This is a genomic window from Virgifigura deserti, from assembly GCA_003576685.1.
Taxonomy (GTDB): domain Bacteria; phylum Pseudomonadota; class Alphaproteobacteria; order Dongiales; family Dongiaceae; genus Virgifigura; species Virgifigura deserti.
In genome coordinates this window covers 133,832-160,396 of the sequence record QOZR01000002.1, presented here as the reverse complement: position 1 = coordinate 160,396, position 26,565 = coordinate 133,832, and the positions used below count along the sequence as shown (strand labels likewise).

At 65.9% G+C, this 26,565-nt stretch carries 23 protein-coding genes; 16 read left to right on the top strand and 7 right to left on the bottom strand.

The window, feature by feature from the left end:
* The first annotated feature begins 211 nt into the window (after nt 1-211).
* From DT069_RS04185 to DT069_RS04140, 10 genes are all read left to right on the top strand, one after another.
* A complete protein-coding gene (locus DT069_RS04185; protein WP_119459028.1) occupies nt 212-2,257 on the top strand; it encodes a type VI secretion system Vgr family protein in 2,046 nt (681 codons plus the stop codon).
* Nucleotides 2,258-2,276: 19 nt separating this feature from the next.
* Nucleotides 2,277-2,861 (top strand): DUF6931 family protein, encoded by a 585-nt coding sequence (locus DT069_RS04180; protein ID WP_119459027.1) that lies wholly within the window; start codon nt 2,277-2,279, stop codon nt 2,859-2,861.
* 31 nt (nt 2,862-2,892) lie between these two features.
* On the top strand, nt 2,893-3,180 hold the full coding sequence (locus DT069_RS04175; protein WP_119459026.1) for a PAAR domain-containing protein: 288 nt from the start codon (nt 2,893-2,895) through the stop codon (nt 3,178-3,180).
* 113 nt (nt 3,181-3,293) lie between these two features.
* The gene (gene tagH, locus DT069_RS04170) at nt 3,294-4,805 is read left to right on the top strand and encodes a type VI secretion system-associated FHA domain protein TagH (protein ID WP_119459025.1); all 1,512 of its coding nucleotides are present in this window, start codon (nt 3,294-3,296) and stop codon (nt 4,803-4,805) included.
* 94 nt (nt 4,806-4,899) lie between these two features.
* Nucleotides 4,900-5,442: a type VI secretion system lipoprotein TssJ gene (gene tssJ, locus DT069_RS04165; RefSeq protein WP_162912975.1), complete on the top strand. Its 543-nt coding sequence runs from the start codon at nt 4,900-4,902 to the stop codon at nt 5,440-5,442.
* A gap of 66 nt (nt 5,443-5,508) precedes the next feature.
* Nucleotides 5,509-6,843 carry a type VI secretion system baseplate subunit TssK gene (gene tssK / locus DT069_RS04160; RefSeq protein WP_119459023.1) on the top strand — a complete coding sequence of 445 codons (1,335 nt, stop codon included), beginning with the start codon at nt 5,509-5,511 and terminating at the stop codon, nt 6,841-6,843.
* 20 nt (nt 6,844-6,863) lie between these two features.
* Complete coding sequence (icmH, locus tag DT069_RS04155; RefSeq protein ID WP_119459022.1) at nt 6,864-8,231, top strand: type IVB secretion system protein IcmH/DotU; 1,368 nt, start codon at nt 6,864-6,866, stop codon at nt 8,229-8,231.
* Nucleotides 8,232-8,295: 64 nt separating this feature from the next.
* Nucleotides 8,296-11,877 (top strand): type VI secretion system membrane subunit TssM, encoded by a 3,582-nt coding sequence (gene tssM / locus DT069_RS04150; RefSeq protein WP_119459021.1) that lies wholly within the window; start codon nt 8,296-8,298, stop codon nt 11,875-11,877.
* Nucleotides 11,859-12,581: a type VI secretion system-associated protein TagF gene (gene tagF / locus DT069_RS04145; protein WP_119459020.1), complete on the top strand. Its 723-nt coding sequence runs from the start codon at nt 11,859-11,861 to the stop codon at nt 12,579-12,581. The genes tssM and tagF overlap by 19 nt, the downstream gene beginning before the upstream one ends.
* The gene (locus DT069_RS04140; RefSeq protein ID WP_119459019.1) at nt 12,578-13,327 is read left to right on the top strand and encodes a PP2C family protein-serine/threonine phosphatase; all 750 of its coding nucleotides are present in this window, start codon (nt 12,578-12,580) and stop codon (nt 13,325-13,327) included. The genes tagF and DT069_RS04140 overlap by 4 nt, the downstream gene beginning before the upstream one ends.
* A 9-nt stretch (nt 13,328-13,336) precedes the next feature.
* Here the strand turns inward: DT069_RS04140 and DT069_RS04135 are convergent, their stop codons facing one another.
* Nucleotides 13,337-14,116, bottom strand: a complete 780-nt coding sequence (locus tag DT069_RS04135) for an SDR family oxidoreductase (RefSeq protein WP_119459018.1) — start codon at nt 14,114-14,116, stop codon at nt 13,337-13,339.
* A 169-nt stretch (nt 14,117-14,285) separates the two neighbouring features.
* Between DT069_RS04135 and DT069_RS04130 the strand changes: the two genes are divergently transcribed.
* Nucleotides 14,286-14,582, top strand: a complete 297-nt coding sequence (locus DT069_RS04130; RefSeq protein ID WP_162912974.1) for a DUF3572 domain-containing protein — start codon at nt 14,286-14,288, stop codon at nt 14,580-14,582.
* Between the two features lie 81 nt (nt 14,583-14,663).
* Entirely contained in the window at nt 14,664-15,275 is a 612-nt protein-coding gene (locus tag DT069_RS04125) for an RT0821/Lpp0805 family surface protein (protein ID WP_425449994.1), read from the top strand.
* A gap of 18 nt (nt 15,276-15,293) precedes the next feature.
* Here the strand turns inward: DT069_RS04125 and DT069_RS04120 are convergent, their stop codons facing one another.
* A complete protein-coding gene (locus tag DT069_RS04120) occupies nt 15,294-16,349 on the bottom strand; it encodes a dienelactone hydrolase family protein (protein ID WP_425449993.1) in 1,056 nt (351 codons plus the stop codon).
* A 132-nt stretch (nt 16,350-16,481) separates the two neighbouring features.
* Nucleotides 16,482-17,027, bottom strand: a complete 546-nt coding sequence (locus tag DT069_RS04115; RefSeq protein WP_119459016.1) for a DUF4142 domain-containing protein — start codon at nt 17,025-17,027, stop codon at nt 16,482-16,484.
* A 163-nt stretch (nt 17,028-17,190) separates the two neighbouring features.
* Between DT069_RS04115 and DT069_RS04110 the strand changes: the two genes are divergently transcribed.
* Nucleotides 17,191-17,898 carry a GntR family transcriptional regulator gene (locus tag DT069_RS04110; RefSeq protein WP_425449992.1) on the top strand — a complete coding sequence of 236 codons (708 nt, stop codon included), beginning with the start codon at nt 17,191-17,193 and terminating at the stop codon, nt 17,896-17,898.
* The gene (locus DT069_RS04105) at nt 17,895-18,998 is read left to right on the top strand and encodes a cis-3-hydroxy-L-proline dehydratase (RefSeq protein WP_119459014.1); all 1,104 of its coding nucleotides are present in this window, start codon (nt 17,895-17,897) and stop codon (nt 18,996-18,998) included. Before DT069_RS04110 ends, DT069_RS04105 begins: the two co-directional genes overlap by 4 nt.
* Nucleotides 18,999-19,083: 85 nt before the next feature.
* Here the strand turns inward: DT069_RS04105 and DT069_RS04100 are convergent, their stop codons facing one another.
* The 4 genes from DT069_RS04100 to DT069_RS04085 all read right to left on the bottom strand — a co-directional run bounded on the left by DT069_RS04100 (nt 19,084) and on the right by DT069_RS04085 (nt 24,507).
* The gene (locus tag DT069_RS04100) at nt 19,084-20,028 is read right to left on the bottom strand and encodes a cyclase family protein (protein WP_119459013.1); all 945 of its coding nucleotides are present in this window, start codon (nt 20,026-20,028) and stop codon (nt 19,084-19,086) included.
* 71 nt (nt 20,029-20,099) lie between these two features.
* On the bottom strand, nt 20,100-21,197 hold the full coding sequence (locus tag DT069_RS04095) for an NAD(P)H-dependent flavin oxidoreductase (RefSeq protein WP_119459012.1): 1,098 nt from the start codon (nt 21,195-21,197) through the stop codon (nt 20,100-20,102).
* 117 nt (nt 21,198-21,314) lie between these two features.
* A complete protein-coding gene (locus DT069_RS04090; protein WP_119459011.1) occupies nt 21,315-22,205 on the bottom strand; it encodes a LysR family transcriptional regulator in 891 nt (296 codons plus the stop codon).
* Nucleotides 22,206-22,245: 40 nt separating this feature from the next.
* On the bottom strand, nt 22,246-24,507 hold the full coding sequence (locus DT069_RS04085) for a PAS domain-containing protein (protein ID WP_162912972.1): 2,262 nt from the start codon (nt 24,505-24,507) through the stop codon (nt 22,246-22,248).
* A 330-nt stretch (nt 24,508-24,837) separates the two neighbouring features.
* Here DT069_RS04085 and DT069_RS04080 point away from each other — a divergent pair, with 330 nt between their 5' ends.
* Entirely contained in the window at nt 24,838-25,743 is a 906-nt protein-coding gene (locus tag DT069_RS04080) for a dihydrodipicolinate synthase family protein (RefSeq protein ID WP_119459009.1), read from the top strand.
* A gap of 7 nt (nt 25,744-25,750) precedes the next feature.
* The gene (locus tag DT069_RS04075) at nt 25,751-26,515 is read left to right on the top strand and encodes an SDR family NAD(P)-dependent oxidoreductase (RefSeq protein WP_119459008.1); all 765 of its coding nucleotides are present in this window, start codon (nt 25,751-25,753) and stop codon (nt 26,513-26,515) included.
* The last annotated feature ends 50 nt before the right edge of the window (nt 26,516-26,565 follow it).

Genomic DNA, 26,565 nt, shown 5'->3' with positions numbered 1-26,565 from the left:
GTCGGCGGTGGGGCTCTTGGCCAAATTCGTGGCGGTAGACGTCTTGCGGAGCACGATCATCACCGCGACGCGTCGTTCGCGCGATTGGTCCTGGGTTTGAGCTCGCCGCCGAGGGTCGTTGCTACGTTGGCGCGTGGAACGATGCTCGGCGGTCGCTATCGCATTTGGTACAGAAGGCGATCGCGGCAGCCTTGCCAATGAAGGGGGTTCCATGGCCGGTTCGGCTCAGACGGTCACGCTGACGCAGGCGGGGCGGTGGCTCTCGGTGGAGACCGCCCTCGGCGAGGATGCCTTCGTGCTGACCGGCTTCGAGGGCGACGAGCAGATATCGGGACTTTTCAGCTACCGTCTGGAAATGGCCTCGTCCCGGGAGGCGATCGCCGCCGACGATCTGCTCGGCAAGCCGGTCACCTTCCATGTCGCTCTGCCGGGCGGTGAGACACGGTGCTTCAACGGCATCATCAACCGGTTCGCGGCCGGGCCGATGTGGGCGCGTGGCTATCGCCGCTATTACGCCGAGGTCGTGCCGTGGCTCTGGTTCCTGACGCGGACGACCGATTGTCGGATTTTCCAGGAGAAGACGGTTCCCGACATCGTCAAGCAGATCTTCGGCGATCTGGGGTTCACCGACTTCGAGGCTTCGGGAATCAAAGGCAAGCATCCGCCGCGGGACTATTGCGTCCAGTATCGCGAGAGCGATTTTGACTTCGTCTCGCGGCTGCTCGAGGAAGAAGGCATCTTCTACTTCTTCAAGCATGAAGTCGGGAAGCACACCCTTGTCCTCGCCGATCAGCGGTCGGCCTATGTCGATTGTGAGGACGGCGAGGTCGAGTTCCGCACGGGTACCGGCATGCTGGGCCGGATTTCGAGCTGGCGCCCGAGCTTCGAATTCCGGTCGGGCAAGGTCAGCCAGCAGGACTACAATTTCGAGACGCCGGGAACCAGCCTCGCCACGACCACCAACACGCTGCTCAAGACGCCGAAGCTCGACAAGTTCGAGATCTACGACTATCCCGGCCGCTATGCCGTGAAGGCGGACGGTCAGGCCTTGACCGAAGTTCGGATGGAGGAGCAGGAGGCGCCCTATGCCGTTACCAGTGGCGAGAGCGACTGCCGGTCGTTCTCCCCGGGCGCCAAGTTCACGCTGGTGAAGCATGAATGCCGCAGCGAAGAGGGCAAGACCTACGTCATTACCGGCGTGCGGCACGCCGCTTCGGATGAGACTCATTTCGCGGGGCAGGGCGGCACCCCGACATATGCGAACAGCTTCACCTGTATCCCGGAAGGCGTCACCTACCGCGCGCCTGGCACGACGCCCAGGCCCGTCGTTCGCGGGCCGCAGACGGCCGTCGTCGTCGGCCCGTCCGGCGAGGAGATCTATTGCGACAAGTACGGCCGCGTGAAGGTGCAGTTTCATTGGGACCGCGAGGGTAAGAAGAACGAGAAGAGCTCCTGCTGGATGCGGGTGGCGCAGTCCTGGGCGGGGCGCAAATGGGGCGTGCTGTTCACGCCGCGGATCGGCATGGAGGTGCTGGTCGATTTCCTCGAGGGCGATCCCGACCGCCCCATCATCGTCGGCTGCGTCTACAACGCGGACCAGATGCCACCCTATGTGCTGCCGGACAACAAGACCCAATCCGGCATCAAGACCAGAAGCTCCAAGCAGGGCGCCGACGCCAACTTCAACGAGTTGCGGTTCGAGGACAAGAAGGGGTCGGAGGAGGTCTATTTCCACGCGGAGAAGGACTTCAAGCGCATCGTCGAGAACGACGATTCCCTTGAGGTCGGCAACGATCAGACGATCACGGTCAAGAACAACCGGACCGAGATAATCGAAGAGGGCAACGAGAAGATCACGATCAAGAAGGGCAACCGCACCGAGACGATCGAGAAGGGGAACGAAGAACTTACGATCAAGACGGGAAACCGCACCGAAACGATCGATGGCAATGAAGAGCTCACGATCAAGAAGGGCAACCGCAAGGAAACGATCGAGATGGGCAACGACACGCTCACGATCAAGATGGGCAATCGTGCGGTCAAGCTGAATCTCGGTAAGGACAGTCTGGAGGCGATGCAGTCGATCGAGCTCAAGGTCGGCCAGAACAGCATCAAGATCGACCAAACCGGCATCACGCTGAAGGGGATGATGATCAAGATCGAGGGCCAGGCGATGGTCGAGGCGAAGGCTCCGATGACGCAGGTGAAGGGCGACGGCATGCTGACGCTGAAGGGCGGCGTCACGATGATCAACTAGCTGAATCCTGGGACGTCCCATGCAGGCATTGAGCAAGATCGCGGCGGGCAAGGCGGAAGAGATCTGCCGCCAGGTTCATCTCGGCGAAGAAGCGCAGGCGCTTCTGAGCGACGGCATGACGCCGGCGGATTTTCTCACTTTGTTAACCAAACAGGAACACTATGCCGACGCGGCGCGATTCCTGGCCCATGCCTTGCCGAAACGCGAGGCGGTGTGGTGGGCTTGCCTCTGCGCGCGCGCCAGCCTCACGGCGGACGCCAAGCCGGCCCTGCTGGAGGCGCTGAAGGCGGCCGAGGCCTGGGTCTACAAGCCGGTCGAGGAGAATCGGCGGGCGGCGATGGCTCGCGCCGAGGCGGTCGGGTTCGAGTCGCCGTCGAGCTGGGCCGCGGTGGCGGCGTTCTGGAGCGGCGGCAGCATGGCGCCGCCCGATGTCCCGCCGGTGCCTCCGGGCGAGGCTCTGACCGGGGTCGCCGTTGCCGGTGCCGTGATCCTGGCGGCGGTGCAGACGGAGCCGGAGCGAGCGGCGGAGCGGTACCGCCTGTTCCTGGAGCAGGGCATCGACATCGCGAATGGGGGCAATGGCCGAAAGAATGCGAGCGCCTGAAACCGGCAACATGGCCGCGTGAGGAGGAACGATGGGACAGCCTGCGGCACGACTCAGCGATATGCATACCTGCCCGATGGTGACCGGCGTGGTGCCGCATGTGGGCGGCCCGATCCTGGCCGGGTTGCCGACCGTTCTGATCGGATCGCTGCCCGCGGCGCGGGTCAGCGACGTGGTGACCTGCGTCGGCCCGCCGGATACCATCGTGAAGGGCAGCGCCACGGTTCTGATCGGTTCCTTGCCGGCGGCGCGAATGGGCGACAGCACGGCGCATGGCGGCGTCATCGTCCTGGGACTCCCGACCGTGCTGATCGGCTGAATGCCGGATCGAAGGAAACGGCCGGTCAGGCTAAGGACCCAGGCTGAGGACAAAGGGGCGATTCCCATCGCCAGGCGCGACGCTGTCTTAGCCTCCTGCCATTGAGTACAGCGATGACTTTAAGACTCACGATCGTCAATCAGCAGGTCTCCTCCCCGGGGTTGGAGATTGCCAAGACGCTCGACGGCCATGGCGCCACGATCGGGCGTGGGCCGGAGAATGATTGGGTGCTGCCCGATCCGAACCGGCACCTGTCGAAGCGGCATTGCGAGATCGCGTTCCAGGACGGCCAGTACGTCGTCACCGACACCAGCACGAACGGCCTGTATCTCAATCAATCCACCGAACCGCTGGGGCGCGGCCAGCAATGGCCGCTGCAGGACGGCGACAGCCTGACGCTCGGCGATTACCGGATCGAGGTTCGAATCGCGCCAAGATCGCAGCCGCTGGACGCGACCGCTGTGCCGGGCCGAGATCCGTTCTCCGAGACGTTAGCTGGCCTGGGAGCTGGCCCGGGAGCTGGCCCGGGAGCTGGCCCGGGAGCTGGCCCAGAGGCCGGGCCAGGGGCCGCACCGGGAGCGGGACCGTTCGACGATCTCGATCCATTCGGAATCGACCGCGATGACGGCCTGGGTCCGGTCGTGGACCCGGCCGCGCCAAGTGAGCCGCCGCGGCCTTCGGTCTCCGACGTGACGGACGACTCGTTGTTCGGATCCTGGCCGGGATCCGGCGCCGCGGAGTCACCGCCGCCGCCTATTCCCGATGATGACGCGCTGTTCAGCGATGGAGGGCGCGCGCTGGACACGCCGTTCTCGGAACCCGATCATGTGCCGTCGGAGCAGGCCTATTTCCGGCCGCCGGACGTCGTGGCCGGCCAGATCCCCGAGGACTGGGACGCGGAGGACGACCTCGCCGGGCCGATGCCGCCGGCGGCGGCCGGCGCATCGCCGTCCTCTCCCCCGGTGAGGGATGCGGCTGCTGTTCCGCCTGATCCGAAACCCCAGTCGGCGCCCCAGGCGGCGCCCGGAGCACCGCGCGCGGCAGATGCCGACGCGCTCCGCTCGTTCCTGACCGGCGCCGGTCTCGAGCATCTCGACCTGTCTGGGGAGAACGCGGCGGAGCTGATGCATGCCGCCGGCGAGGCGTTTCGCGAGATGGTGCAGGGGCTCCGGGAAGTCCTGATGGCGCGGTCGACGATCAAGAACGAGTTCCGCCTCGAGTCGACGATGATCCGGCCGGCAAACAACAATCCGCTGAAGTTCTCGGTCAGCGTCGAGGAAGCCCTGGTCGCCATGGTCCGGCGCGCGAAACCCGGATATCTGCCGCCGGTGGGCGCCGTCCAGGAAGGCTTCAAGGATATCCAGGCCCACCAGCTCGCTATGATGGCCGGCATGCAGGTCGCGCTGACCGCACTGCTCAAGAGCTTCGATCCGGAGGGGCTGAAGCAGCGGCTCGAGAAGGGCTCGGTTCTGGACAGCATTCTGCCCGGCGCGAGAAAGGCGAAATATTGGGAGCTTTACGAGACCTTCTATCAGCAGATCGCCAGCGAAGCCGAGCAGGACTTTCACGGCTTGTTCGGGCGGGCGTTCGCTCGGGCCTATGAGGAGCAGGTGAAAAAGCTTTGACGCGATCGGGGGAGCGGGAGGCCGCCTGCTGCGGCGAAGTCCGAACCTTTATGCAATCGCGGGCAGTTGGTCTAGAATGCCTTGGGGGATAGGGGTGAACCAGGAAATTACAGGAGCCGCGATCCGAGCGCCGGTTGTATCGGCCCGGGCCTTCGGCCGCCGACTCGCAGTGACGGGACGGCGGTTGGCGGGCCTGTTGGCCTGTCTCGCCCTGGTTGTCGTGGCGGGCTGCGCTTTGCCGGGGCAGCCGGCAGTGGTCGAGCTCTCGATGATGCCGTCCGCCGATCTGAATCCGGATGGGAACGGACGGCCGTCCCCCGTCGTCCTGCGTGTCTACCGGCTGGCCTCGGACTCCGCGTTCCGGGCGGCGGACTTCTTTCAGCTTTATGAGAAGGAGGCCTCGACGCTCGGCCCCGATCTGCTGGGCCGTGACGAGCTCATGCTTTTGCCCGGCGAAGGGCAGACCCTCCGGCGCGAGCTGGAGCCCGACACCCGATTCGTCGGCGTTGCGGTGTTTTATCGCGACTTCGAAACGGCCGGCTGGCGCGCCGTCGCGCCGGTGGCGCCAAATGGGACGACGGAAATCACCGCGTCGGTTGGGGCGCTGTCGGTTTCGCTGGATCCGAGCGAACCATGATGACGAGGCTCCTTCCAATGACGCTTGCGGCTCGTCTTGATGCCGCCAACAAGGATGGCCGGACCGATGTCTTGGGATAACAAAGTGGTCTGGTCGGAGGGCATGTTCCTCCGGGCACAGCACTTCCAGCAATATGATCGATATGTCGAGAAGCTCGTCCGCGGACGTGCAGCGGGGCTGCGGTCGCATAGCTGGGGACTCACCGAGCTGCAGATCAACCGCGAGCTGCTCGCTACGGGCAAGTTCGCCATCACCTCCTGCCGCGGCATTCTGGAGGACGGAACGCCGTTCAGCGTTCCCGAGGATTGCGACCATCCGCCGCCCCTGGAGCTTCCGGAGAACACGCGCAACTGCGTCGTCCATCTGGCGCTCCCGGTGCGCCAGCCCGGCGGCGTCGAGGTCGAGCGCGCCGGCAATGAGGAGACCGTCGCCCGCTACAGCACGCAGGAGTTCGAGGCGGTCGACGGCAATGCCGGGGCGGAAGGCGTCGCGCGCCTTCAGGTCGGCAAGCTGCGGCTGCGCTTCGTGCTGGAGAGCGAAGAGCGCGCGGGCTATGTCTGCCTGGGACTTGCCCGAGTCACTGAGGTCCGCGCCGACAAGAACGTGGTGCTCGACGACCGCTACATCCCGCCCAGCCTGGTCTGCGGCGCCTCTCCGACCCTGACCGGTTTCCTGGCGGAGCTCCAAGGTCTGTTCCATCACCGCGGCGAGGCGCTCGCCGGCCGCGTGTCGGAGTCGGGCGCCAAGGGCGTCGCCGAGATCGCCGACTTCCTGCTGCTTCAGGCCGTCAACCGTTATGAGCCGCTGCTGTCCCATTTCGCGACGGCGGGGGATATCCATCCGGAAGCCCTGTATCAGATCATGCTGCAGATGGCCGGAGAACTGGCGACCTTCACCTCCAAGAACAAGCGCCCGCCCGCCTTTCCGCCCTATCGGCACGAGGACCTGCAGAAGACCTTCGCGCCGGTGATGGCCGAGCTGCGGCAGTCCCTGAGCGCCGTTCTGGAGCAGACCGCGATTCCGATTCCGTTGCAGGAACGCCGTTACGGCATCCGCGTCGCGCCGATCGTGGATCGGACGCTGCTGAACTCGGCCGGCTTCGTTCTCGCCGTCAAGGCGGACATGCCGGCGGAGGTGCTGCGGCGGAATTTTCCGAACCAGGTGAAGATCGGTCCGGTGGAGCAGATCCGCGAGCTCGTCAATGTCGCGCTGCCGGGCATCACCGTGCGCCCGCTGCCGGTGGCGCCGCGGCAAATTCCCTATCACGCGGGCGTCACCTATTTCGAGCTGGAACGAAGCGGTCAGCACTGGAAGCAGCTCGCGACGTCGGGCGGATTCGCGATCCATGTGGCGGGCGAGTTCCCTCAGCTCGAAATGGAATTCTGGGCCATTAAAGGTTAGGCGGGCAAAGGACAGGTGCGATGAGCCAGGACGATCCCTTCGCCGAGCCGGACGACGCCGACCGGACGATCATTCGGCCTAATCCGGGCGGACGCGGTCCGGCGCGGCCGCCACAAGGGGGGGCTGCCGCACCTACCGCGTCACCTGGCCGGGCCGCCGATCCCGAGATCATGGCGGCGATCGCGCAGGCCGGGCTGAACCCGCTCGTCGCGGCCGCATCGTCGCTCCTGACGCTGGCGATCCGCCTGCGGAGCAGCCCGACGCAGAACGATGTCGACGGCCTGCGCGAGCGGGTCATTCGCGAGTTGAAGGCGTTCGAGAGCAGCGCGGTTGCGTCGGGCCTGCCGCCCGGAACCGTCCGCGCCGGGCATTACGTGCTGTGCGCCACCCTCGATGACATCGTGCTGAACACGCCCTGGGGCAGCCATAGCGTCTGGCCCAAGAGGGGCATGGTCAGCACCTTCCATAACGAAGTGACCGGCGGCGAGCGTTTCTTCGACATCCTGCAGCGGCTGCAGCAGGACCCGGGCCGCAATGCCGAAGTCCTCGAACTGATGTATCTGTGCCTGTCGCTCGGCTTCGAGGGACGGCTGCGCGTGCAGTCACGCGGATCGTCCGAGCTCAGCCGGGTCCGCGACGGGCTGTTCCGCACCCTGCGCCAGCGTCGCGGCGAGTTCGAGCGCGAGCTGTCGCCCCGCTGGCGCGGCATCGAGGCGGCGCATCGCCCGATGAGTTCGTATGTTCCCTTATGGGTTGTCAGCGTCGCGACGGCCGGGTTGCTGACGCTGATCTTCATGGGGTTCAGCTATGCGCTCAACCGCGCGTCCGACGCAACCTATGCGCAGCTCGCCGTTCTGCCGCCGACAGGTCCCGTCTCGCTTGCCAGGACCGTGGCGCCGCCGCCGCCGCCGGTTGTTGATAGCAGCCAGTTCGAGAGGATCCGCAAGTTCCTGGAGCCGGAGATTGCAGAGAATCTCGTCGTGGTCGAGGACGGGCCGCAGGCGATCACCGTGCGGATCCGAAACCGGGGCATGTTCCCCTCGGGCAGCGCCACGGTGGAGGAGAGCTATCGACCGTTGCTGGAGCGGGTCGCCGCGGCCCTGCGCGACGAGCCCGGCCGCGTGATCGTGGCGGGCCACACCGACAATGTTCCGATCCGCTCGCTGCGGTTTCCGTCGAACTGGCATCTGTCGGTCGCCCGCGCCGAGGCCGTGCGCGAGGTCGTGGCGGCGGCCGGCGTCGATCCGGCGAGGCTGACCGCCGAAGGTCGGGCCGATGGCGAGCCGATCGCGTCCAACGACACGGACGAGGGCCGCGAGGCGAATCGTCGGATCGAGCTGCTCCTGATGAAAACCGGCGGTGGCGACGCAATCGTGGCGACCCAATGACCCGGGCTCGCCGCGCACTCCGTTTCGCCGAAGACACCACAGCCTTGCAGATGCGGGAAGAAGTATGCTGAAGGGCATTCTCACCATAGTGACGGCCAAGTGGCTCATCAGCCTAATCGGCGCGATCGTCCTGTCGCTGCTGATCTGGTTCGCCGGGCCGCTGATCGCGATCGGCGAGGTTCGTCCGCTGGAGAGCGACATCGCGCGGTTCGGCACGTCGCTGGTCATCCTCATCGCCTGGGGCCTCTTCAACCTGCTGTCGCTGACGAAGGCCAAGCGTGCCAACGAACAGCTGGTCAACGACCTGGCGCAGGCGCCAGCCGCTGCGCCGGCTCCGGATGCGACCGCGTCGGCGGAGGAAGTGGACATCCTGAAGGAGCGTCTGCACGAGGCGTTGGCGACGCTCAAGAAGGCGAAGCTCGGCGGCGCGTCCGGCCGCCAATATCTCTATCAACTGCCCTGGTACATCTTGATTGGGCCGCCGGGCTCAGGCAAGACGACCGCGCTCGTCAATTCGGGCTTGAGCTTTCCGCTCGCCGACCGACTCGGCAAGGATGCGGTGCGCGGCGTCGGCGGGACGCGCAACTGCGACTGGTGGTTCACCAACGAGGCGGTGCTGATCGACACTGCCGGCCGCTACACGACGCAGGACAGCCATCAGGCCGTCGATAGCGCGGCCTGGGCCGGCTTCCTGGGCCTGCTGAAGAAGTCGCGCCCACGCCAGCCGATCAATGGCGCGCTGGTCGCGATCAGCCTTTCCGACCTGGCGACGCTGAGTCCGACCGAGCGTCAGGCCCATGCGCATGCGATCAAGAAGCGCATCCACGAGTTGCATGAGCAGCTCGGCGTGCAGTTCCCGATTTATGTGCTGTTCACCAAGGCGGACCTCATCGCCGGGTTCGTCGAGTTCTTCGACGACCTCGGGCGCGAGGAGCGCGAGCAGGTCTGGGGCATGACCCTCCCCCTCGACGACGGTAAGAGTGCCGAGGGCGTCATCGCCGCATTCGATGACGAGTTCGACGCGCTGGTCGGTCGGCTGAACGACCGGCTGCTCGAGCGCGTTCATGAGGAGCCGGACATTCAGCGGCGAAGCCTGATCTATGGCTTTCCGGCGCAGGTCGCCTCGTTGAAGCAGGCGGCCCAGGACTTCCTCGAAGAGATCTTCCGGCCGAGCCGTTTCGAGACGCGGCCACTGCTGCGCGGTATCTATTTCACCAGTGGCACCCAGGAAGGAACGCCGATCGACCGGCTGATGGGCGCGATGGCCTCGACCTTCGGCGTCGACCGGCAGAGGCTGTCGGCCTTCAGCGGTTCGGGCCGGAGCTATTTCCTCACGCGGCTGCTGCGCGCCGTCATGTTCGCCGAGGCGGGGGTGGTGGGCACCAACCCGCGCGTCGAGCGCCTGCGCCGCTGGGTGCAGCGCGGCGCCTTCGCCGTGGCCGGCATGCTGATCCTCGGCCTGGCGGGCCTCTGGTACAACAGCTACGCGTCGAACAGGCTGCTGATCGCGGCGGTCAACGGGACCATCGCCGACTATGACGAGCAGATCGCCGACCTCGATCTGACCCAGGTCGACGATACGCGGCTCGATCTCATCCTGCCGCCGCTGAACACGCTCCGCACGATACCCGCCGGCTATGCCGGGCGCGAGGCGGGGGCGCCCCTGGCTATGACCTTCGGCCTCTATCAGGGCGACAAGCTCGGCTCCCAGGCCGTCGTGGCCTACCGGCGCGCCCTCAACGCGCTTCTGCTGCCCCGTCTGATCCTGCGGCTCGAAGGCCAGCTTCGCGGCAACGCCGATCGGCCCGACTATCTGTATGAAGCGCTCAAGGTGTATCTGATGCTCGGTGGGCAGGGGCCCTTGGACGCGGCGCTGGTACGGCAGTGGATGGCGCTGGACTGGCAATCGATCTTCCCGGGCGACGCGGGCGCCGAGACCCGGCAGGCTCTCGCGGCGCATCTCGATGCCCTGCTCGCGGCGCCGTTGAGCGAGATTGGCCTCGATGGCGACTTGATCGATCAGTCGCGACGCACGCTGAGCGAATCCCCTCTTGCCGAGCGGGCCTATACGCTGATCGTGCAAAGCTCCGCGGCGCGGCGGCTGCCGGCGTGGCGGATCGTCGATCACGCTGGACCGGCGGCGGCGAGGGTTCTTGCGCGCGCGTCCGGCCGGCCGCTGTCTGAGGGTGTGCCCGGCCTCTATACCTATGACGGCTTTCACCAGCTGTTCCTGCCGGCGGTCGCCGACGTCGCCCGCGCGGTCGCGAGCGAGAGCTGGGTTCTCGGGCCGCAGTCGGAGATCGCCGTCGAGGATGCCGAGCTTGCCCGGCTCGAGCAGGACGTCCTGTCGCTCTATCTCGACGATTACGCGGCGCTCTGGGACGGGCTGCTGGCCGATGTGGTGATCGCGCCGTTCAGCAGCCTGCAGCACGCGGTCGAGATGCTCAACATCCTCTCCGGGCCGAACTCGCCGATCCGCAGCTTCCTTGCGGCGGCGGCCCGCGAGACGACTTTGACTGCCCCTCCGAAAAATGCGGCGCCAGCGGGCGAAGGGGCGGCCACTGATCCGGCGCAGACGGTGCAGACCGGCGTCGACCGGCTCGCCAGCGTCGTGGTCGGTGCCACGGGCAATGACGGCACGGAGGCACCGGGCAAGTTCGTCGACGACCGGTTCCGCTCCTTGCACGATCTGGTGAAGGGTGCCGACGGCGCTCCGCCGCCGCTCGATTCGGTGATCGCAGGACTCAATGATCTCTATCTCGAGCTCAATCGGATCTCTGCCGCGACGGCGCAGGGCGAAGCGTTGCTCGGTGCCGCTGGCGGAAGCGGTAACGCAGCGCAGCAGCTACAGACTGCCGCCGCGCGCTTGCCGGTGCCGCTGGGCGGGTGGCTCGAGTCGGTTGCCCAGGGCGCCGCGACCCTTACCGTCGGCGGCGCGCGTGCCCAGCTCAACGCGATCTGGACTGCTGACGTGCTGCCGCTGTGCCGCCGCGCACTGGATAACCGCTATCCGCTGGTCAAGGACAGCACGATCGGCGTCACGCTGGACGACTTCTCGCGCCTGTTCGGGCCGAATGGGCTGATCGACGATTTCTTCAAGACGCATCTCAGCAAATTCGTCGACACCTCCAGCCGTCCCTGGCGGTGGCGGCAGGTGGACAATGTCGATCTCGGCATCTCGTCCGCCGTGCTGGCGCAGTTCCAGCGGGCCGCCGCAATCCGTGACAGCTTCTTTCCGGCCGGCTCGAGCACGCCGTCCGTCCATTTCACGATCCTGCCGGTTTCGCTCGACGCCAGCGCGACCCAGGTGCTGATCGAGCTCGAAGGCCAGACAGTCAGCTACAATCACGGGCCGCCGCGGCCGGTGGAGATGCAGTGGCCGGGCACGGGCGCCGCCAAACAGGTTCGGGTCGCATTCAGCCCGCCGGTCGCCGGACAGATGTCGAACCTGACGAAGGACGGGCCGTGGTCCTGGTTCCGGCTTCTGGACGAGGCATCGGTCAGCGGCGGCGCGCGCGGTGACCAGTTCACCGTCACCTTCACCGTTGGCGGGCGGAGCGCCACCTTCGAGCTTCGCGCGAGCAGCGTCATGAATCCCTTCACGCTGAAGGAGTTGGAGGCGTTCCGGTGCCCGGGCTCGCTCTAAGGCAGGATAATCCGCAGGCCGGGCCCGGCTTCTACGGCAAGCTGCCGGCGCGCGGCGATTTTATGACGCGGCGTCTGCCGCGTCCTTTCATTGAGCCATGGGACGCTTGGCTGCAGGCAGCGATCAGCTGCAGCCGCGAGCAGCTCGGCGCGGATTGGCTTCCCGCCTATCTGACTTGTCCGGTCTGGCATTTCGTCCTTGGCCCCGGCCTTTGCGGCGACCATGTCGCCGCCGGCGTGCTGATGCCGAGCGTCGATCGGGTCGGCCGCTATTTTCCGCTGGTGCTGGCCGCGCCGCTTCCGGACTGTGGGAACCCCGCGGCGCTGGCCGCCGGCGCAAGCGGCTGGTTCGACGGGCTGGAAGCGCTCGCGTTGTCTGCGCTCGAAGATGATTTCGACATTGAGCGCTTCGATGCCGACTTACGGGCAATGGGTTTTCCCACCGCCGTCGGCAAAATGCCCTCATCGGGCGGGCCGATGGCCGGCGGCTGGCGGATTGCAATGCTGACGACGGATCCTGCAGGCAGCTATCCCGATCTTCTCGATCGTCTGCTCCGGTTGGACTCTCCGACCTACAGCCTGTGGTGGACAGCGCATGCGGAGGAGCGCCAACGATCGCTCCTGGTCTGCCGAGGCCTACCACATATCGGCAGTTACGCCGCGCTTCTGGACGGCTGCTGGGAGCGGAGCGACGGCGCGTCATGAACGGGGCGGGGCGGTCCTATCAGTATCTCTCCGCCTCCTGTACGCATGTCGGCATGATTCGAAAACTGAACGAGGATGCCTGTCTCGATCGGCCGGACCTCGGACTCTGGGCCGTGGCCGACGGCATGGGCGGGCATGACGCCGGCGATCTCGCGAGCCGCCTCGTCGTCGAATCCTTGAGCCGGATTCCGCCGCCGGTGAATGCGCCCTCCTTCCTGGCCCAGGCCAAGCTGCAGCTGGCCGAGGCGAACCGGAGCTTGCGCGCCGAAGCGACCGCCCAAGGTTCCGACCGAATCATCGCGAGCACCGTGGTCGTCCTGCTGACCTACAACCATCACTTTGCTTGCATCTGGGCCGGTGATAGCCGTCTCTATCTGTGGCGCGCGACGGAGCTTCGGCAGATCACCCGCGATCACAGCCATGTGCAGGAGCTGGTGGACATCGGCGTTCTGACGCCCGAAGAGGCCGGGCGCCACCCGCAGGCGAACGTCGTCACGCGGGCCGTCGGCGCGACCGACAGCTTGGAGTTCGAGATGCGGCACGAACGGATCCTGCCGGCCGACCTGTTCCTGCTGTGCAGCGACGGGCTGACCAAGATGTTGAGCGATCGAGAGATCGCGGAGGTGCTGGCGCGAACCTCGACCACTGAAGCGGCCGAGGCGCTGGTCGGCGTCGCCCTTGAGCGCGGTGCCTCCGATAACGTCACGACCGTCGTGATCCAGTGCCGCGGGAGCGGTGCGGCCTGATCTGCTTCTCTACAACGTCCCCGGATAGGCGCCGCCGTCGAGGAGCAGGTTCTGTCCGGTGATATAGCCGGCCCGGACGCCGCAAAGGAATGCGCAGGCCGCGCCGAACTCTTCCGGCTCGCCGAACCGGCCAGCGGGATTGTTGGTCATGCGCTCGGTCCAAAGCTCGTCGAAGCCGCGCCCGGTCTTCTCGGCGGCGTTCCGGGTGTTCGCCCGCAGCCGGTCTGTGGCGAACGGACCCGGCAGGAGGTTGTTGATCGTCACATTGGCCCGCACGGTCTGGCGGGCCAGGCCGGCGACGAAGCCGGTCAGACCGGCGCGCGCGCCGTTCGACAGGCCGAGGCTGGCGATCGGCGCCTTCACCGCGCCTGAGGTGATGTTGACGATGCGGCCGAAACGTCGGTCGATCATCCCGTCGACGGTCGCCTTGATCAGCGCAATCGGCGTCAGCATGTTGGCGTCGAGCGCGCCGATCCAGGTTTCCCGCGTCCAGTCGCGGAAGTCGCCGGGCGGCGGCCCGCCGGCATTGTTCACCAGGATATCGGGATTGGGGCAGGCGGCGAGCGCGGCCTCGCGCCCTTCCTCCGTCGTGATGTCGGCCGCGACCGCCGTCACGGCGACGCCCGTCTCCCTCCGGATCGCTTTGGCGGTGACCTCCAGCGGTCCGGGCGTGCGCGCGACGATGGTGATGGCGGCTCCCTCTCGGGCGAGCGCGAACGCGCAGGCGCGGCCCAGCCCTTTGCTAGCGGCGCACACCAGGGCGCTCCGGCCCGCGATGCCCAAATCCATCCCCTTGTCTCCCTTGTCCGATTTTTGCGACCGAGCTTGCCTCATCATCCACGCGATCCAGCGCCCGCTGTCAACCCGAGCCGTGTGTCCCGAGCAAGGTTGAGTGCCGGGCCCGTTCCATGCTTGAAATCCGGAGCGGATATCATGCTTGGAATCGGAGGTTCTCAGGATGCGAGAAAGACGTCGCCCCCCGACGCGGGAGGATGCGGAGACGATGGCGATTCAGGCCGTCGGATTTCTCGCCGCCGACGAAGATCTGTTCCTCCGGTTCGTCAATCTGACCGGCCTGTCGATCGAGGAGGTCAAGGGCCGGATGAACGATGCGGCGCTGCTCGGCGCGGTTCTCGACTTTATTCTTGCCGATGAGAGGCTGCTTCTCGCCTTCGCCGAGGCGATGGATCTGCCGCCCGAGGCGCCTCTTGTGGCTCGGCGGACGCTTCCGGGCGCACCGGTGGACTCCTGGTGAGTTGCCCCATGGACAGATCCCTTGCAATTCGTTAACCAAACGCCGCAACAGTTCCTGAGATCTTGCAGGGGGAAAGGGCGCATGAACCTCCAGAATGTCGCGGTTCGTTGGAGCGAACAGGTACGAAAGGCGTTTGCGGTCGTCATGATCGCTCTCTGCGCCATGCTCTGGAGCGTTCCGCCGGTTCAGGCGGACCCGCCGCCCTGGGCGCCGGCCCATGGCCATCGGGCCAAGAACAAGCACAAGAAGAAGCATGACCATGACGTGGTCTATGTCGCGCCGTTCGACATCGATCTCGGTCGCTGCAATCGCGAACTTCTCGGCAGCGTGCTTGGCGGCGTGGCCGGCGGGGCGATCGGCTCGACGATCGGCAGCGGCGACGGGCGCACCGTTGCGATCGTCGGCGGCACCATCATCGGCGTCATCGTCGGCGGCAGCATCGGGCGCGCCATGGACCAAGTGGATCAGAACTGCGTCGGCCAGATTCTCGAGCACGCCCCGGACGGGCGAACCGTCGCCTGGAACGAGCAGGGCGGCCCCGCCTACCAAGTGACGCCCGTCAAGACCTTCCAAACCCAGTCGGGCACCTATTGCCGTGACTACACCACGTCGGCCGTGATCGCCGGCGAACGGCAACAGCTCTACGGCACCGCCTGCCGTCAGCCGGACGGGTCCTGGCAACTCGTGAACTGACGGGTCGCCAACCGGATTCTACTCCGTCCGAGATGCGCCCGCCTTGTCGAAGATCCGGGCAAGAAAGTGTCCGAGATCGCGGTTCGACTGTGCGCGAATTCGGTCATCCCTGCCGATCAGGTATCCCTCGCTGCCGACGCAGAAAGCGAGAATCAGCCTTCGGGTGAAGGGGCCGCTCATCACCAAGCCGGTGCGGTTGTCGCGCACGGCGCCGTCCGTCTCGACCCGGAAGTCGCAGGCGGTCAGGAGCCGGCCGATGCGCCGCGGGCCTGTGAGGCTTCCGTCCCACTGGTGAAAAGCACCGGGATAAACGATCGTCTCCACCGCGGAGCCGCCCGAGCGGAGGTCATCGGCTACTTCCGCACAGCGCTCCCGATCCACGATCTCGTCCTCCGCCCCGGCGAGCATCAGCACCGGCGCGCCCGTGGTTCGCGAGTCGTCGAAGCGGACGATGCAGGGCGCGTAGAAGGCGACATGACCGACGAAGCGCCGACCCTCCGGCGCCAGCCGCTCGGCCACCTGAGCATACACGGCATAAGTCGCCGCCATCCCGCCATAGGAGAAGCCGACGAGCGCGATGCGCGTCTCGTCGATCTCGGAACGGCTCGCGAGAAACCGCAGGGCCGCATAGGCGTCGGCGAGAAGCATCGTTTCCGTAATCTTGAGCAGGCGCTCGGTAAATCCCCGCGCCCGGTCGCGGCGCGGCGCGAAGCTGTCGACGACGAGGACGGCGACTCCCATGGCCGCGAGTTCCCGGCCGTAGGTCAACTCGCGCGCCGCCTGCACGCCGCTGGAGCCATGCAGCAGCACGACGGCCGGTACGGGAGTCGCGGGTGAGGCGGAGGGCGGCATGAACAAGGTGCCTGTTGCATCCTGCGGCGGGTCGGACTCGGCGCCGCGCCCGACATCGGCCAAGGTGAAAGGGCTATGGCTCGGAAAGACGACCGTTTGGCCGGCCACCTCGATTGCGGGATTCCAGCTCCAATCTTTGAGTCGTCCCTGCGCGTGGGCCGGTGCGACCGCTGCCAGCATCAGAAGAACGGGGAAAAGCATCCGCAGAAACGAGCACGTCATCCGGCCGACTCGGAAAATTCATCCAGACTGCCCCATCAAGCTGGGGCAGCCATCGGCTAGGTCCAGTGTCTTCCGGATTTGCGTGCGGCCCGGAGCGGAATTCGTTGCTCCGGGCCAAATGATGCCTCGCCGTTACTGTTCCGCCGTCAGGCCGGCCCCGGCAAGCTGCTGAGCGCTCTCGAGATGTTCCTGAAGCGTCGGGAGCGTTTCGGAAGCAAAGCTCTTCAGTTCCGCGTCCTGACCTTGCTGGGCTTCTTTCTCGAAGAGGCTGACGGCCGCCTCATGGTCGAGTACCTGCTCCTGCATATAGGCCTGGTCGAATTGCTCGCCGGAAAGCTCCTGCAGATACTGCATCATCTGTTCATGCACCGCGCCGGCTTCCTGCGGCACCTCTATGTCCTTCTGCTCGGCCATCTCCATAAGTTTCTGGTTCGCCTGCGTGTGGTCGTCGATCATGCGCTGCGCGAACTGCTTGACTTCCTCACTCTGCGCTTTCTCGACAGCAACTTTGCCCATCGCGACCTCCGCAGCGCCATCCTGCGCGGCATGCAGCAGGAAGTAACGGTCTTGGACGCTCAAATCCCCGCCCATCTGTTGGGCGCTGGCCGTGGTCATTGGCGCCGCCAATACCATCGCGAAGAATGCCGTTGCGGTAACCGGTATCGTCCATCTGTTCATCGTCAGTCCCTCCTGGGAGTGCGTGATGCATGAATGCGGCGCTTCGCCGACAGGCACTCCAACACGCCATCCTCGACCGGGTTCCGGATCACCTCCGCTGTTGTTCAACGGAATCGTATATTGTATACAAAATGCCGGGGTTGATCGGGCATTGGAGCGTCTCTTGGTTTCGAAACCCACATCCTTCGAACCGTTCCGTCGCCAAACGGTGACCGGGGCGATCGTGGAGGCGCTGCGCGAACGGATTCTCGGCGGCCAAATCCCTGGCGGCGCACAGCTGCGCCAGGATGCGATCGCCGCCGACTACGGTGTCAGCCGCATTCCGGTCCGCGAGGCGCTCCGCCAGCTCGAGGCGGAAGGGATCGTGACCTTCTACCCGCATCGCGGCGCCACCGTATCCGAACTCTCGCTCGCCGAAATCGGCGAGCTGTTCGAGATCCGCGCCCGGCTGGAGACCGATATTCTGGCGCGCGCCGTGCCGCATCTGACCGACGCGATCTGCGACCGGGCGGGGCAGGTCCTCGACAGCTTCGATAAGGCGTTCGAGACCGAGGAAGTCACGGCCTGGGGGCAGCTGAACTGGCAGTTCCACGCAGCTCTTTACGAGCCGGCGGATCGGCCGCGCACCCTGACCATCATTCAGAATTTGCACAACAACACGGACCGATACTCGCGCCTACAACTACTCCTGACCCGCGGCAGCGCCCGCGCGCAAATGGAGCACCGACAGATCCTTGCACTCTGCCGGAAGCGCGAGGCCGATGCGGCATGTGCGCTGCTGGAGCGGCATATACTCGCTGCTGGCAACGCGCTCATCCAATTCCTCGCAGAACATCGCGCTTCGATCGAAGCGAAGGAGCCGACCTCATGAAGATCAGCAGAATCGCCGCATATCGGGTGGATCTGCCGCTGCATGAAGGCAGCTACAACTGGTCCGGCGGCAAGTCGGTCAGCGTCTTCGACAGCACAGTCGTGCGCGTCGAGACCGACGAGGGGCTCGTGGGCCATGGTGAGGTCTGTCCCCTCGGGCCGGCCTATCTGCCGTCCTATGCGGCCGGGGTCAGGACCGGCATCGCCGAGCTTGCGCCGCATCTGATCGGCCAAGACCCGACGGCGCTCGGGCCGTTGAACCGGTTGATGGAGGCCAGGCTCAAGGGCCATTCCTATGTCAAGTCGGGCATCGACATCGCCTGCTGGGATATTCTGGGACAGGCGGCGGGGCTGCCGGTCTGCACCCTGCTCGGCGGCCCGCATGGCGACAGCGTCGATCTCTACCGCGCGATCTCGCAGGAGGCGCCGGATCGCATGGCCGCCAAGGTCGCCGGCTATCGCGCCGAGGGCTATCACCGCTTCCAGCTGAAGGTCGGCGGCGATCCCGACACGGATATCGCGCGCATCCACGCCGTGGCGGCCGAGCTCAAACCCGGCGACGTGCTGATCGCCGACGCCAACACGGGCTGGCTGCCGCATCAGGCGATGCGTGTGGTGCGTGCCGTCAGGAATCTCGACGTCTATATCGAGCAGCCCTGTCTCAGCTATGAGGAGTGCCTGACGATCCGTCGCCACACCGACCACCCCTTCGTGCTCGACGAGTCGGTGGACAGCATCCACACGCTGCTGCGCGCCCAGGCCGATCAGGCGATGGACGTGGTCAACATCAAGATCAGCAAGCTGGGCGGCCTGACGGCGGCACGCCAGGTCCGCGACCTCTGCGTCGCGATGGGCGTGGCGATGACTATCGAGGATAGCTGGGGCGGCGATATCGCGACGGCGGCGATCGCCCATCTCGCCCACAGCACGCCGGCCCCGTTCCGCTTCACCGCGACCGACTTCAACAGCTATGTCACCGTCAGCATCGCCGAAGGTGCGCCGCGCCGCGAGAACGGACGGATGGCGGCCTCCACCGCGCCCGGCCTTGGCGTCCGGCCACGGTTCGAACTCTTGGGTGAGCCCGTCGTTGAAGTGCCATGAACGGGACGCACCGAATCCCGAAGCGGGGAAGCGGTGATCTTGATCAGCGCCTCAAGATCGCCGCCGAGCCGATCCGTGCATCGGGCTATGGTTGCGTCGGCCGCATGACGCCGTTCTCGTCGCGCTGCAGCGGATAAGGCTGCTTCGGCAGGGGCGCTCCGGGCATTTCGGTGATGGAAACGCCGTATTGCCAGTCCGACGGCGCGATCGCGACATAGCGGGCGTATCCGCCGGTTCCCCCTTCGGGCTTCGCAAAGCCAATCGTGATCAGCGCGCCAGCCTCCGGCACCTTATCCAGGTTGGCGACCCCTTCCGCCTGGGTGAAATGGTTGTGTAGCAGCCAGGCCTCGCCCTCGAGCGTGGGAGTCGTGTCGGTGTCGAGCGGCTCGTGGCCATGGAAGAGGATGCTGCGTTCCAGATGCAGGAACTTGAGCGCATCGAGCGTGATCCCCGGGAACGGCTTCTTGTTGAAGCGCTCGACGTCATCCCACCTCTTGTACCAGTCCGAGCGGATCATGACGACGGCGCCTTCGGGGATGCGGCCATGCTCCGCCTCCCAGGCCTGGATGTCCTCGACCGTGCAGTGATAGCCCGGGTCCTGCGCCACCTTCTCGTGGATGTCGATCACGACCAGCGGCCGAACGGCGTAAGTCGGCGGCAGATCGCTGATTGTCGCGCCGTACTCGTCCCAGTGTGCCGGCGGGTCGAGCTGCGTTCCGTACTGGTCGGTCGTCAGCTCGTAGGCTGTCGCAACGAAGCCGTGCTTCTCGTAAGTGAACTCCTGGCCCTCGGCGATGTAGCCCGGCATGTCCGCGCCAGCCAAGGCCGGCTTGAACTTTGCCGTCCCGAAGCCGGGCCAGACGGCGATGGTCGGGCTGAACGCATGCGTGAGATCGATATATTTCGCATCCTTGAGCACGGTCTCGTAAACGTCCCAGAGGCTTGCATCCTCGCTGTGTACGAGAGCCGGCGACAGAGTCATCGGCAATGCCGCCAGCGCGGCGATGAATGCGGGCGATCTGCGTCGCATGGATTTTCTCCCTGTCCGTATTTTCCGTGCCGATCGAGCGTAGGACTCGCGCCTCGACGGGGTCAATAACGTCAGCGTGGCTCGGCGGGAATGGTCGATCCCGTCAGTCGGCCGATCGCCGCCGCCGTTTCGTCCGCGAGCCGCGCAACTAGGCTTGCCGCCGATTGGCGGCGCGCCAAGCGGACGCCTTGCCCTGCCCAGAGCGACAGAAACTCCGCCCGGCCTTGCTTGGCCGCCGCGGTCCGGAGCGGCCGGGTCAGCGCGTTCTGAAGCGGAAAGGGGAGAATGGCCTCGTCGTTGCCGTCGAGGTCCGTCATGACACGATTGACGATCCCCCGCGCGGGGCGGCCGGAGAAGGCGCGCGTCGGGCGCGTATCGTGCTCGGCAGCGGTGAGGATCGCCTGCTTGTGAGCTTCCGGAATACCGGCTTCGTCGCAGGTCAGGAAGGCCGTGCCCATCTGCACGGCGCTCGCGCCCAGGGTCAGCGCCGCGGCAATTCCACGGCCGTCCATGATGCCGCCTGACGCGATCACAGGCACGGTGACGGCGTCGACGACCTGCGGCACCAGGGCCATGGTCCCGACCATCGCCGCGTCGAACCCGGTCGCAAACGTGCCCCGGTGCGCGCCCGCTTCGCTTCCCTGGGCAACCACGGCATCGACGCCCACCCGCTCCAAAGCGACAGCTTCCTCGACCGTCGTCGCCGTGCCGATCAGGACCACGCCGCGGGTCTTGACGGACTCGATCGCACCCACCGGCAGGACGCCGAAGGTGAAGCTGAATACCGACGCCCCGCTGTCGAGGGCCGCTGCCAGCTGTTCGTCGAACGGATCGGCGGGCAGGGCGGGGAGGGTGGGCGGTGGCAGGCCGAGCTCCATATGGTAGGGGGCCAGGCGATCCAATGCGGGGCCAACCTCTTTCGGCATGTCGGGTGCGGGAAGCGGGGTGAAGAGATTGATCCCGAAGGGGCGGGTTGTCCGCGCCCGCAGGGCCTGCGATATATCCGTGATCTGGCGCGGCGTCAGATAGGCCGCTCCGATGAATCCCAACGCGCCGGCCTCGCAGACGGCGGCGACGAGATCGACTGTCGTCGCACCGCCTGCCATGGGCGCCTGGATGATGGGGTGGCTCAACCCCAACCGCTGCGTCAGGGCGGTCCGAAGTGGCATGGAGAAACCTCCTGACTGTCGATATAGGAGAACAGGGGGGTGAGCTTAGGGCGCCACCGAAATCATGAAAAACGATTTTAAGTGATCAGTCCTATCTGAGGTAAAGATGGGTTGCGCTTATTCCGCGGCATTCGCATGGGCGGACCCCGCCGGTCGGACATAGTGCAGGAAAGCGGCGAGCGCACTGGAGACGAAGGCGTCGCGGCGGCGGATGAACATCGTCTCCACTTGGGCCTCGATTTCCGGCAGCGTATGGATAGCGACCCGGCCGTCGTCCCAGACCGGGCCGATCAAGCTCCTCGGCAGCAGGGTTATGCCGAGCCCCGCGGCGACACAGCCGAAAATGGCCTCGAGCGTGCCGAACTCGAGCCGACGGACGCCGATGACACCGCGCCTGGCCAGGATTTCCTCAAGCCGCTGGCGATAGGAGCAGCCGGCGCGCAGCACCACGACCTTGAGGTCGCTTGTCCCGATCAGCTCGTCCAGGCTTCCGACCGCCGGGGCCGTGAGGATCACGAGCTCCTCGCGGAAGACGATCTCTTCCTCAAGTTCCGGATGGTTCACCGGACCGCAGACGAACGCGCCTTCCAGCCGGTGCGCCAGCACGGCCTCGATCATTTCGCAGGAGGTGCCGGTTCGAAGCACCAGATCGACTGCGGGGTATGCCGCGACATAGGTTGAGAGAAGGGGCGAAAGCCGCAGCGCGGCCGTGGTCTCGAGCGAGCCGATCGTCAGCGGCCCCTTGGGTGTGCCGTCGTCCTCGACGGCCCGGCGCGCGTCCTCCAGCAGGTGCTGGACCCGGACGGCATAGGGCAGCAGACGGCGCCCGGCGGCAGTTAGTGCCACGCCGCGGCTGTGACGGTGGAAGAGCGGTGCCTTCAGCTCATCCTCGAGCAGGCGGATGCGGGCGGTTACGTTCGATTGCACGGTGTTCAGCTCGGCAGCCGCCCGGTTCATCCCGCCCAGCCGCGCCACCGCCTCGAAGACCCTGAGATCCGCTGCGTCCATTCCCGGCTCCCGCTCGTCACATCATCGGCTGCGGCCGATATCATCCCTTTTGCTGCCGCTCAAGCTCCGCCAGCTTACGAGCCGTAATGTCGACTATGACACCGCTCATCCGAACCGGAACGTCATTCACATCATAGAGGGCGCTGCCCTTGTCCAGGACCCAGTGCTGACTGCCATCCGGCCAAATCACCCGAAACTCGGCTTCGTAACCGCGGCGCTCGTCCAGCGCCGATCGGACTGCCTCGTGCACCCGGTCGCGGTCTTCGGGATGAACCGTGGACAGCAGCCGTTCGCAGCTACTCTCGGTTTCGGGCGGCAGGCCGAGGATTGCTTTGCAGCGGTCGGACCATCGGACGCGCCGACGGGCGATGTCCCAACTCCACGGCCCAAGCTCGGCTGCTTCCGCAGCCAAGCTCATCCGCTCGTCGCTCTCGCGCAATGCCTCTTCGGTTTCTTTCAGATCGGTGATATCGATCGCGACGCCGTCCCAGATCACCGTGCCGTCCTCACCTCGATAGGCGCGCGCGTCGCTCCGCAGCCAGTGAACATCGCCATGTGAATCGATGACGCGAAACTCAAGCCTGTAGGGCGAGAGCGTTCGGGCGGAAACCAGGACCGCCTCGCGCCAGCGCGACGCATCGTCCGGATGGATGTATTGGCGGGCGAATTCTTCGAGGGGCAGCGGCTCCTTGGCGCCGGAAGGCTGAAAGCGAAGAATGGTGTCGGCCGTATGGCCGAGATAGGGATGGCTGATGCGGTCATCGCGATGGAGAATGCGCCGATAAATATGTCCAGGGAAGTTCGCGGCGATATCGGCAAGGCGCTGCTCGGCTTCCCGTTCCGCTTCACGCCGCGCTTCCGCCGCTTCCGCCCGCCGCAACTCCTCCTCCAGGCGGCGCTGCTCCGTCCGGTCGCGAACGAAGCAGAGCCCGCCGATGATCTTGCCGTCCCAGTCGCGCAGTGGCCCGCTCCGGGTCTCGAGAGGGTTCCTTGCGTCGGCGTTCGCGGGCCAAAAGCGCTGTTCGGCCGCATCCCCGATCCCGGCTCCGTTCCCGGCCCCGGCGAGAGCGTTGCGGATCACAGGCTCGATCAGCGTTCCTCGGACGGATGGCAGGATGTGACGCAGGTCCTTCCCGCGCATGCGCTCGCCTGAGAGGCCAGAAATCGCCTCCATTGCAGGATTCCACAACGTGCAGCGCAAGTGGTGGTCATAGGCCAGGATCCCATCCGAACTGCTGTTGACGAGAAGCCCGCAAAGCTCTCGTTCCTGCTGCCATCTCTGCAAAGCGAGGCGGTGTGCCATGCTCTTTCGCAGTGCGAACCAGGTAAGCAGGAAAAGCCCGGCCGCAGCGGGGACGGCGATGATGCCGTAGGCCAGCAGGTCCTGATGCCATTCGCCGAGCACCGCGTTCTTGTCCAGGCCGAACACGACATAGACCGGATAGCCGGCCAGCTTGCTGTAGCCGCTGATCCGCGCGACGCCGTCGATCGCGGACGGGGCGGTGAACAACCCCTCGTCCGCAAGCTTTATGGCCTTCCTGAAGCCGCTGCTGTCCGGCAAGCGCTGGAACGCTGCGGGAGCCGGGTTGCGAACGAGGATGTCTCCGTCCATCCGGATCAGGCCCGCCACGTGATCGTGAAGGGGCGTGATATCGGTGTAGAAGCGACGGAAATAATCCAGAGACACGGCAACGGTGAGGGTACCGTCGAACGTCCCGTCCGCCGTCGTGCGCCGGCGCGTGACGTTCAGCGTGTCGGCGGCGGGTCGGTCGTGGCGGGATCTGCTCACATATGTGCCGGCATTCCTGGCGCGTTGCGCGGCGAAGTAATCCTCGTCCGCGACAAGGATGTCAGGCGCCGGAGAGAGATGACTTCTGCTGCGGACAAGGCCGTTCGGAGCGGCCAGCCAGATCGCATCCACTTGGGGCAGACCGGCCGCGACCATGCGAAGATATGTGTGCAGGCTCTCGGAATGGCCGATCGCTTCCCAGGACATATCGCGGATGTGGTCGTCGACACGCGCAATCAAGAGCTCGTGCGTCTCGAAAACCTTGCGTGCATGTTCATGGAGAATGGAGACGGTCTTGCGAACCTCCATTTCAGCTTCTTCGATCGTTTTCTGGTAGCTTTGCCACGCTGCCGCCGCAAACAGCAGCATCGGGACAAGGACGGACGCGACCAGCAGGAGCCGGAGCGGCTGGAGGGTGTCCGCCTTTCTGGTGCGCCGTATCAGCGCTTTGAACGACGACAGCCATCTGGACCGCCCGTCCAGGCCAACCTCGTCTGCAGCGGCGGCCGGCATGATGTGACCTCCCACGGTACGCAATGTGAGCGATAGACCGACTTGGCGCCAATCCGGTCTTCGCCCTGATGTCTTGTCCCGCAGCCTCGCCCCGCTTGCCGCGGCAAGCTTAGCTCCGTCGGAGGTGTAACAGAAGTGACAAACGCATCCGGGTTGCATTTGGGGGAGCGTGAATTACCGTAGATTGAAGCCTGGGGACTCGCTGCATCCGCCTATGGCGCAGCTTCGGTTGCTTCGCCTACGTGCAGATTGTATAAAATATCCGAAAAATGGTTCGAGGTCGGCCGGGAGCAATGGTGCGGCGGCCGCGATACAGAGGAGGAGAATCCGATGACCCAGGACTGGACGGGTGTCTTTCCGGCGGTCACGACCCAGTTCAAGGCCGACCAGTCACTCGATCTTGAAGCGTCGGCGCGGCATCTCGACACGCTGATCGCAGCCGGGGTGCATGGCCTCGTGATGCTCGGCACGCTCGGCGAGAATTCCGCCCTCGAGCCGGAGGAGAAGCGCAAGGTCGTGCGGATGGCGGTGGAAACCGCGGCGAAGCGCGTGCCGGTCGTGGTCGGCGTGGCTGAGTGCTCGACCGCGGCGGCCTGCAGGGTCGCGGCCGATTGCGAAGGGCTGGGCGCCGATGGGCTGATGGTGCTGCCGACGATGGTCTACAAGACCGATGCGCGTGAAACGGTTGCGCATTTCCGGGCGGTCGCGCGGGCCAGCGATCTGCCGATCATGGTCTACAACAATCCGGTTTCTTACGGCGTTGACATCACCCCCGAGATGTTCGTGGAACTGGCCGACGAGCCGACGCTGGTGGCGCTGAAGGAATCGTCCGACGATGTCCGTAGAATCACCGACCTGGTGAATCTCTGCGGCAATCGCTACACCCTCTTCTGTGGCGTCGACGACCTCATCCTGGAGAGCATGCTGCTCGGGGCGACGGGATGGGTCGCCGGTCTCGTCAACGCCTTCCCACGCGAATCGGTGCGGCTGTGGACCCTCGCGCGCGCCGGCAATTGGGAGGAGGCGCGGGCGCTCTATCGCTGGTTCATGCCGCTGCTCCATCTCGATACGCATGTGAAGCTTGTACAGTACATCAAGTTCGCCCAGGCGATGGCCGGGCTCGGCACCGAGACCCTGCGGGCGCCGCGCCTGCCGCTCGAGGGAGAGGAGCGCGCCCGCGTCGCCGCGATCGTCGAGCGTGGCCTGGAGTCCCGCCCAAGACTGGCGGCGGAGTAGGGGCGGAATGGCGGGTGCCGGCGCGCGCCTGCGCTCGATCCTGGTCACAGGATCGGCCAGCGGAATCGGCGCGGCGATTAGCCGCCGGCTCGCCAGGCCGGGCGTCGGTATCCTGATCCATGCGCGGTGCAACCGCGACGGTGCCGAGGCCGTTGCGGCCGAGGTCCGGACGGCCGGCGCCGAGGCGGCGGTCGAGCTGGGCGATCTTGTCGATCCGGCCGTCGGCCGCAGATTGGTGGATCGGGCAGCCGAGCGGTTCGGCGGCCTCGATGTGCTGGTCAGCAATGCCGGATTTGCCGATCGCCGGCCGTTCGGCACCCTGGATCGCGCGGGTGTGGACCATGTCCAGTCGGTGGTGACGGCCGCATTCTTCGATCTGGCGACGGTCGCCCTGCCGTATCTGAAGGCGGCGCGCGAGGGGCGGGTGGTGTCGATCTCCACCTACAACGCCCATGTCTTTCGCACCGACTATCCCGTCTTTCCCGCCTCCGCTGCGGCGAAGGCTGGGCTCGAGGCGATGACGCGGGCGCTCGCGCTGCAGCTTGCGCCGCATGGCGTGCTCGTCAATTGCGTCGCGCCGGGGCTGATCCGCAAGGAGGCGGGAACCGGGACGTCGCTTTCGGCCGACGAATGGCGCGAGGTCGCCGGGAAGGTGCCGCTCGGCCGCCTCGGCGAGCCGGATGAGGTCGCCGCCCTGGTCGCCTTTCTCTGCTCGCGCGAGGCCAGCTATATCACCGGCCAGGTGCTCCATGTGAATGGCGGGCTGGTCTAGAAAATTTTCTACTGAAAAACCACAGAGACACCGAGGCATGGAGAAGATAT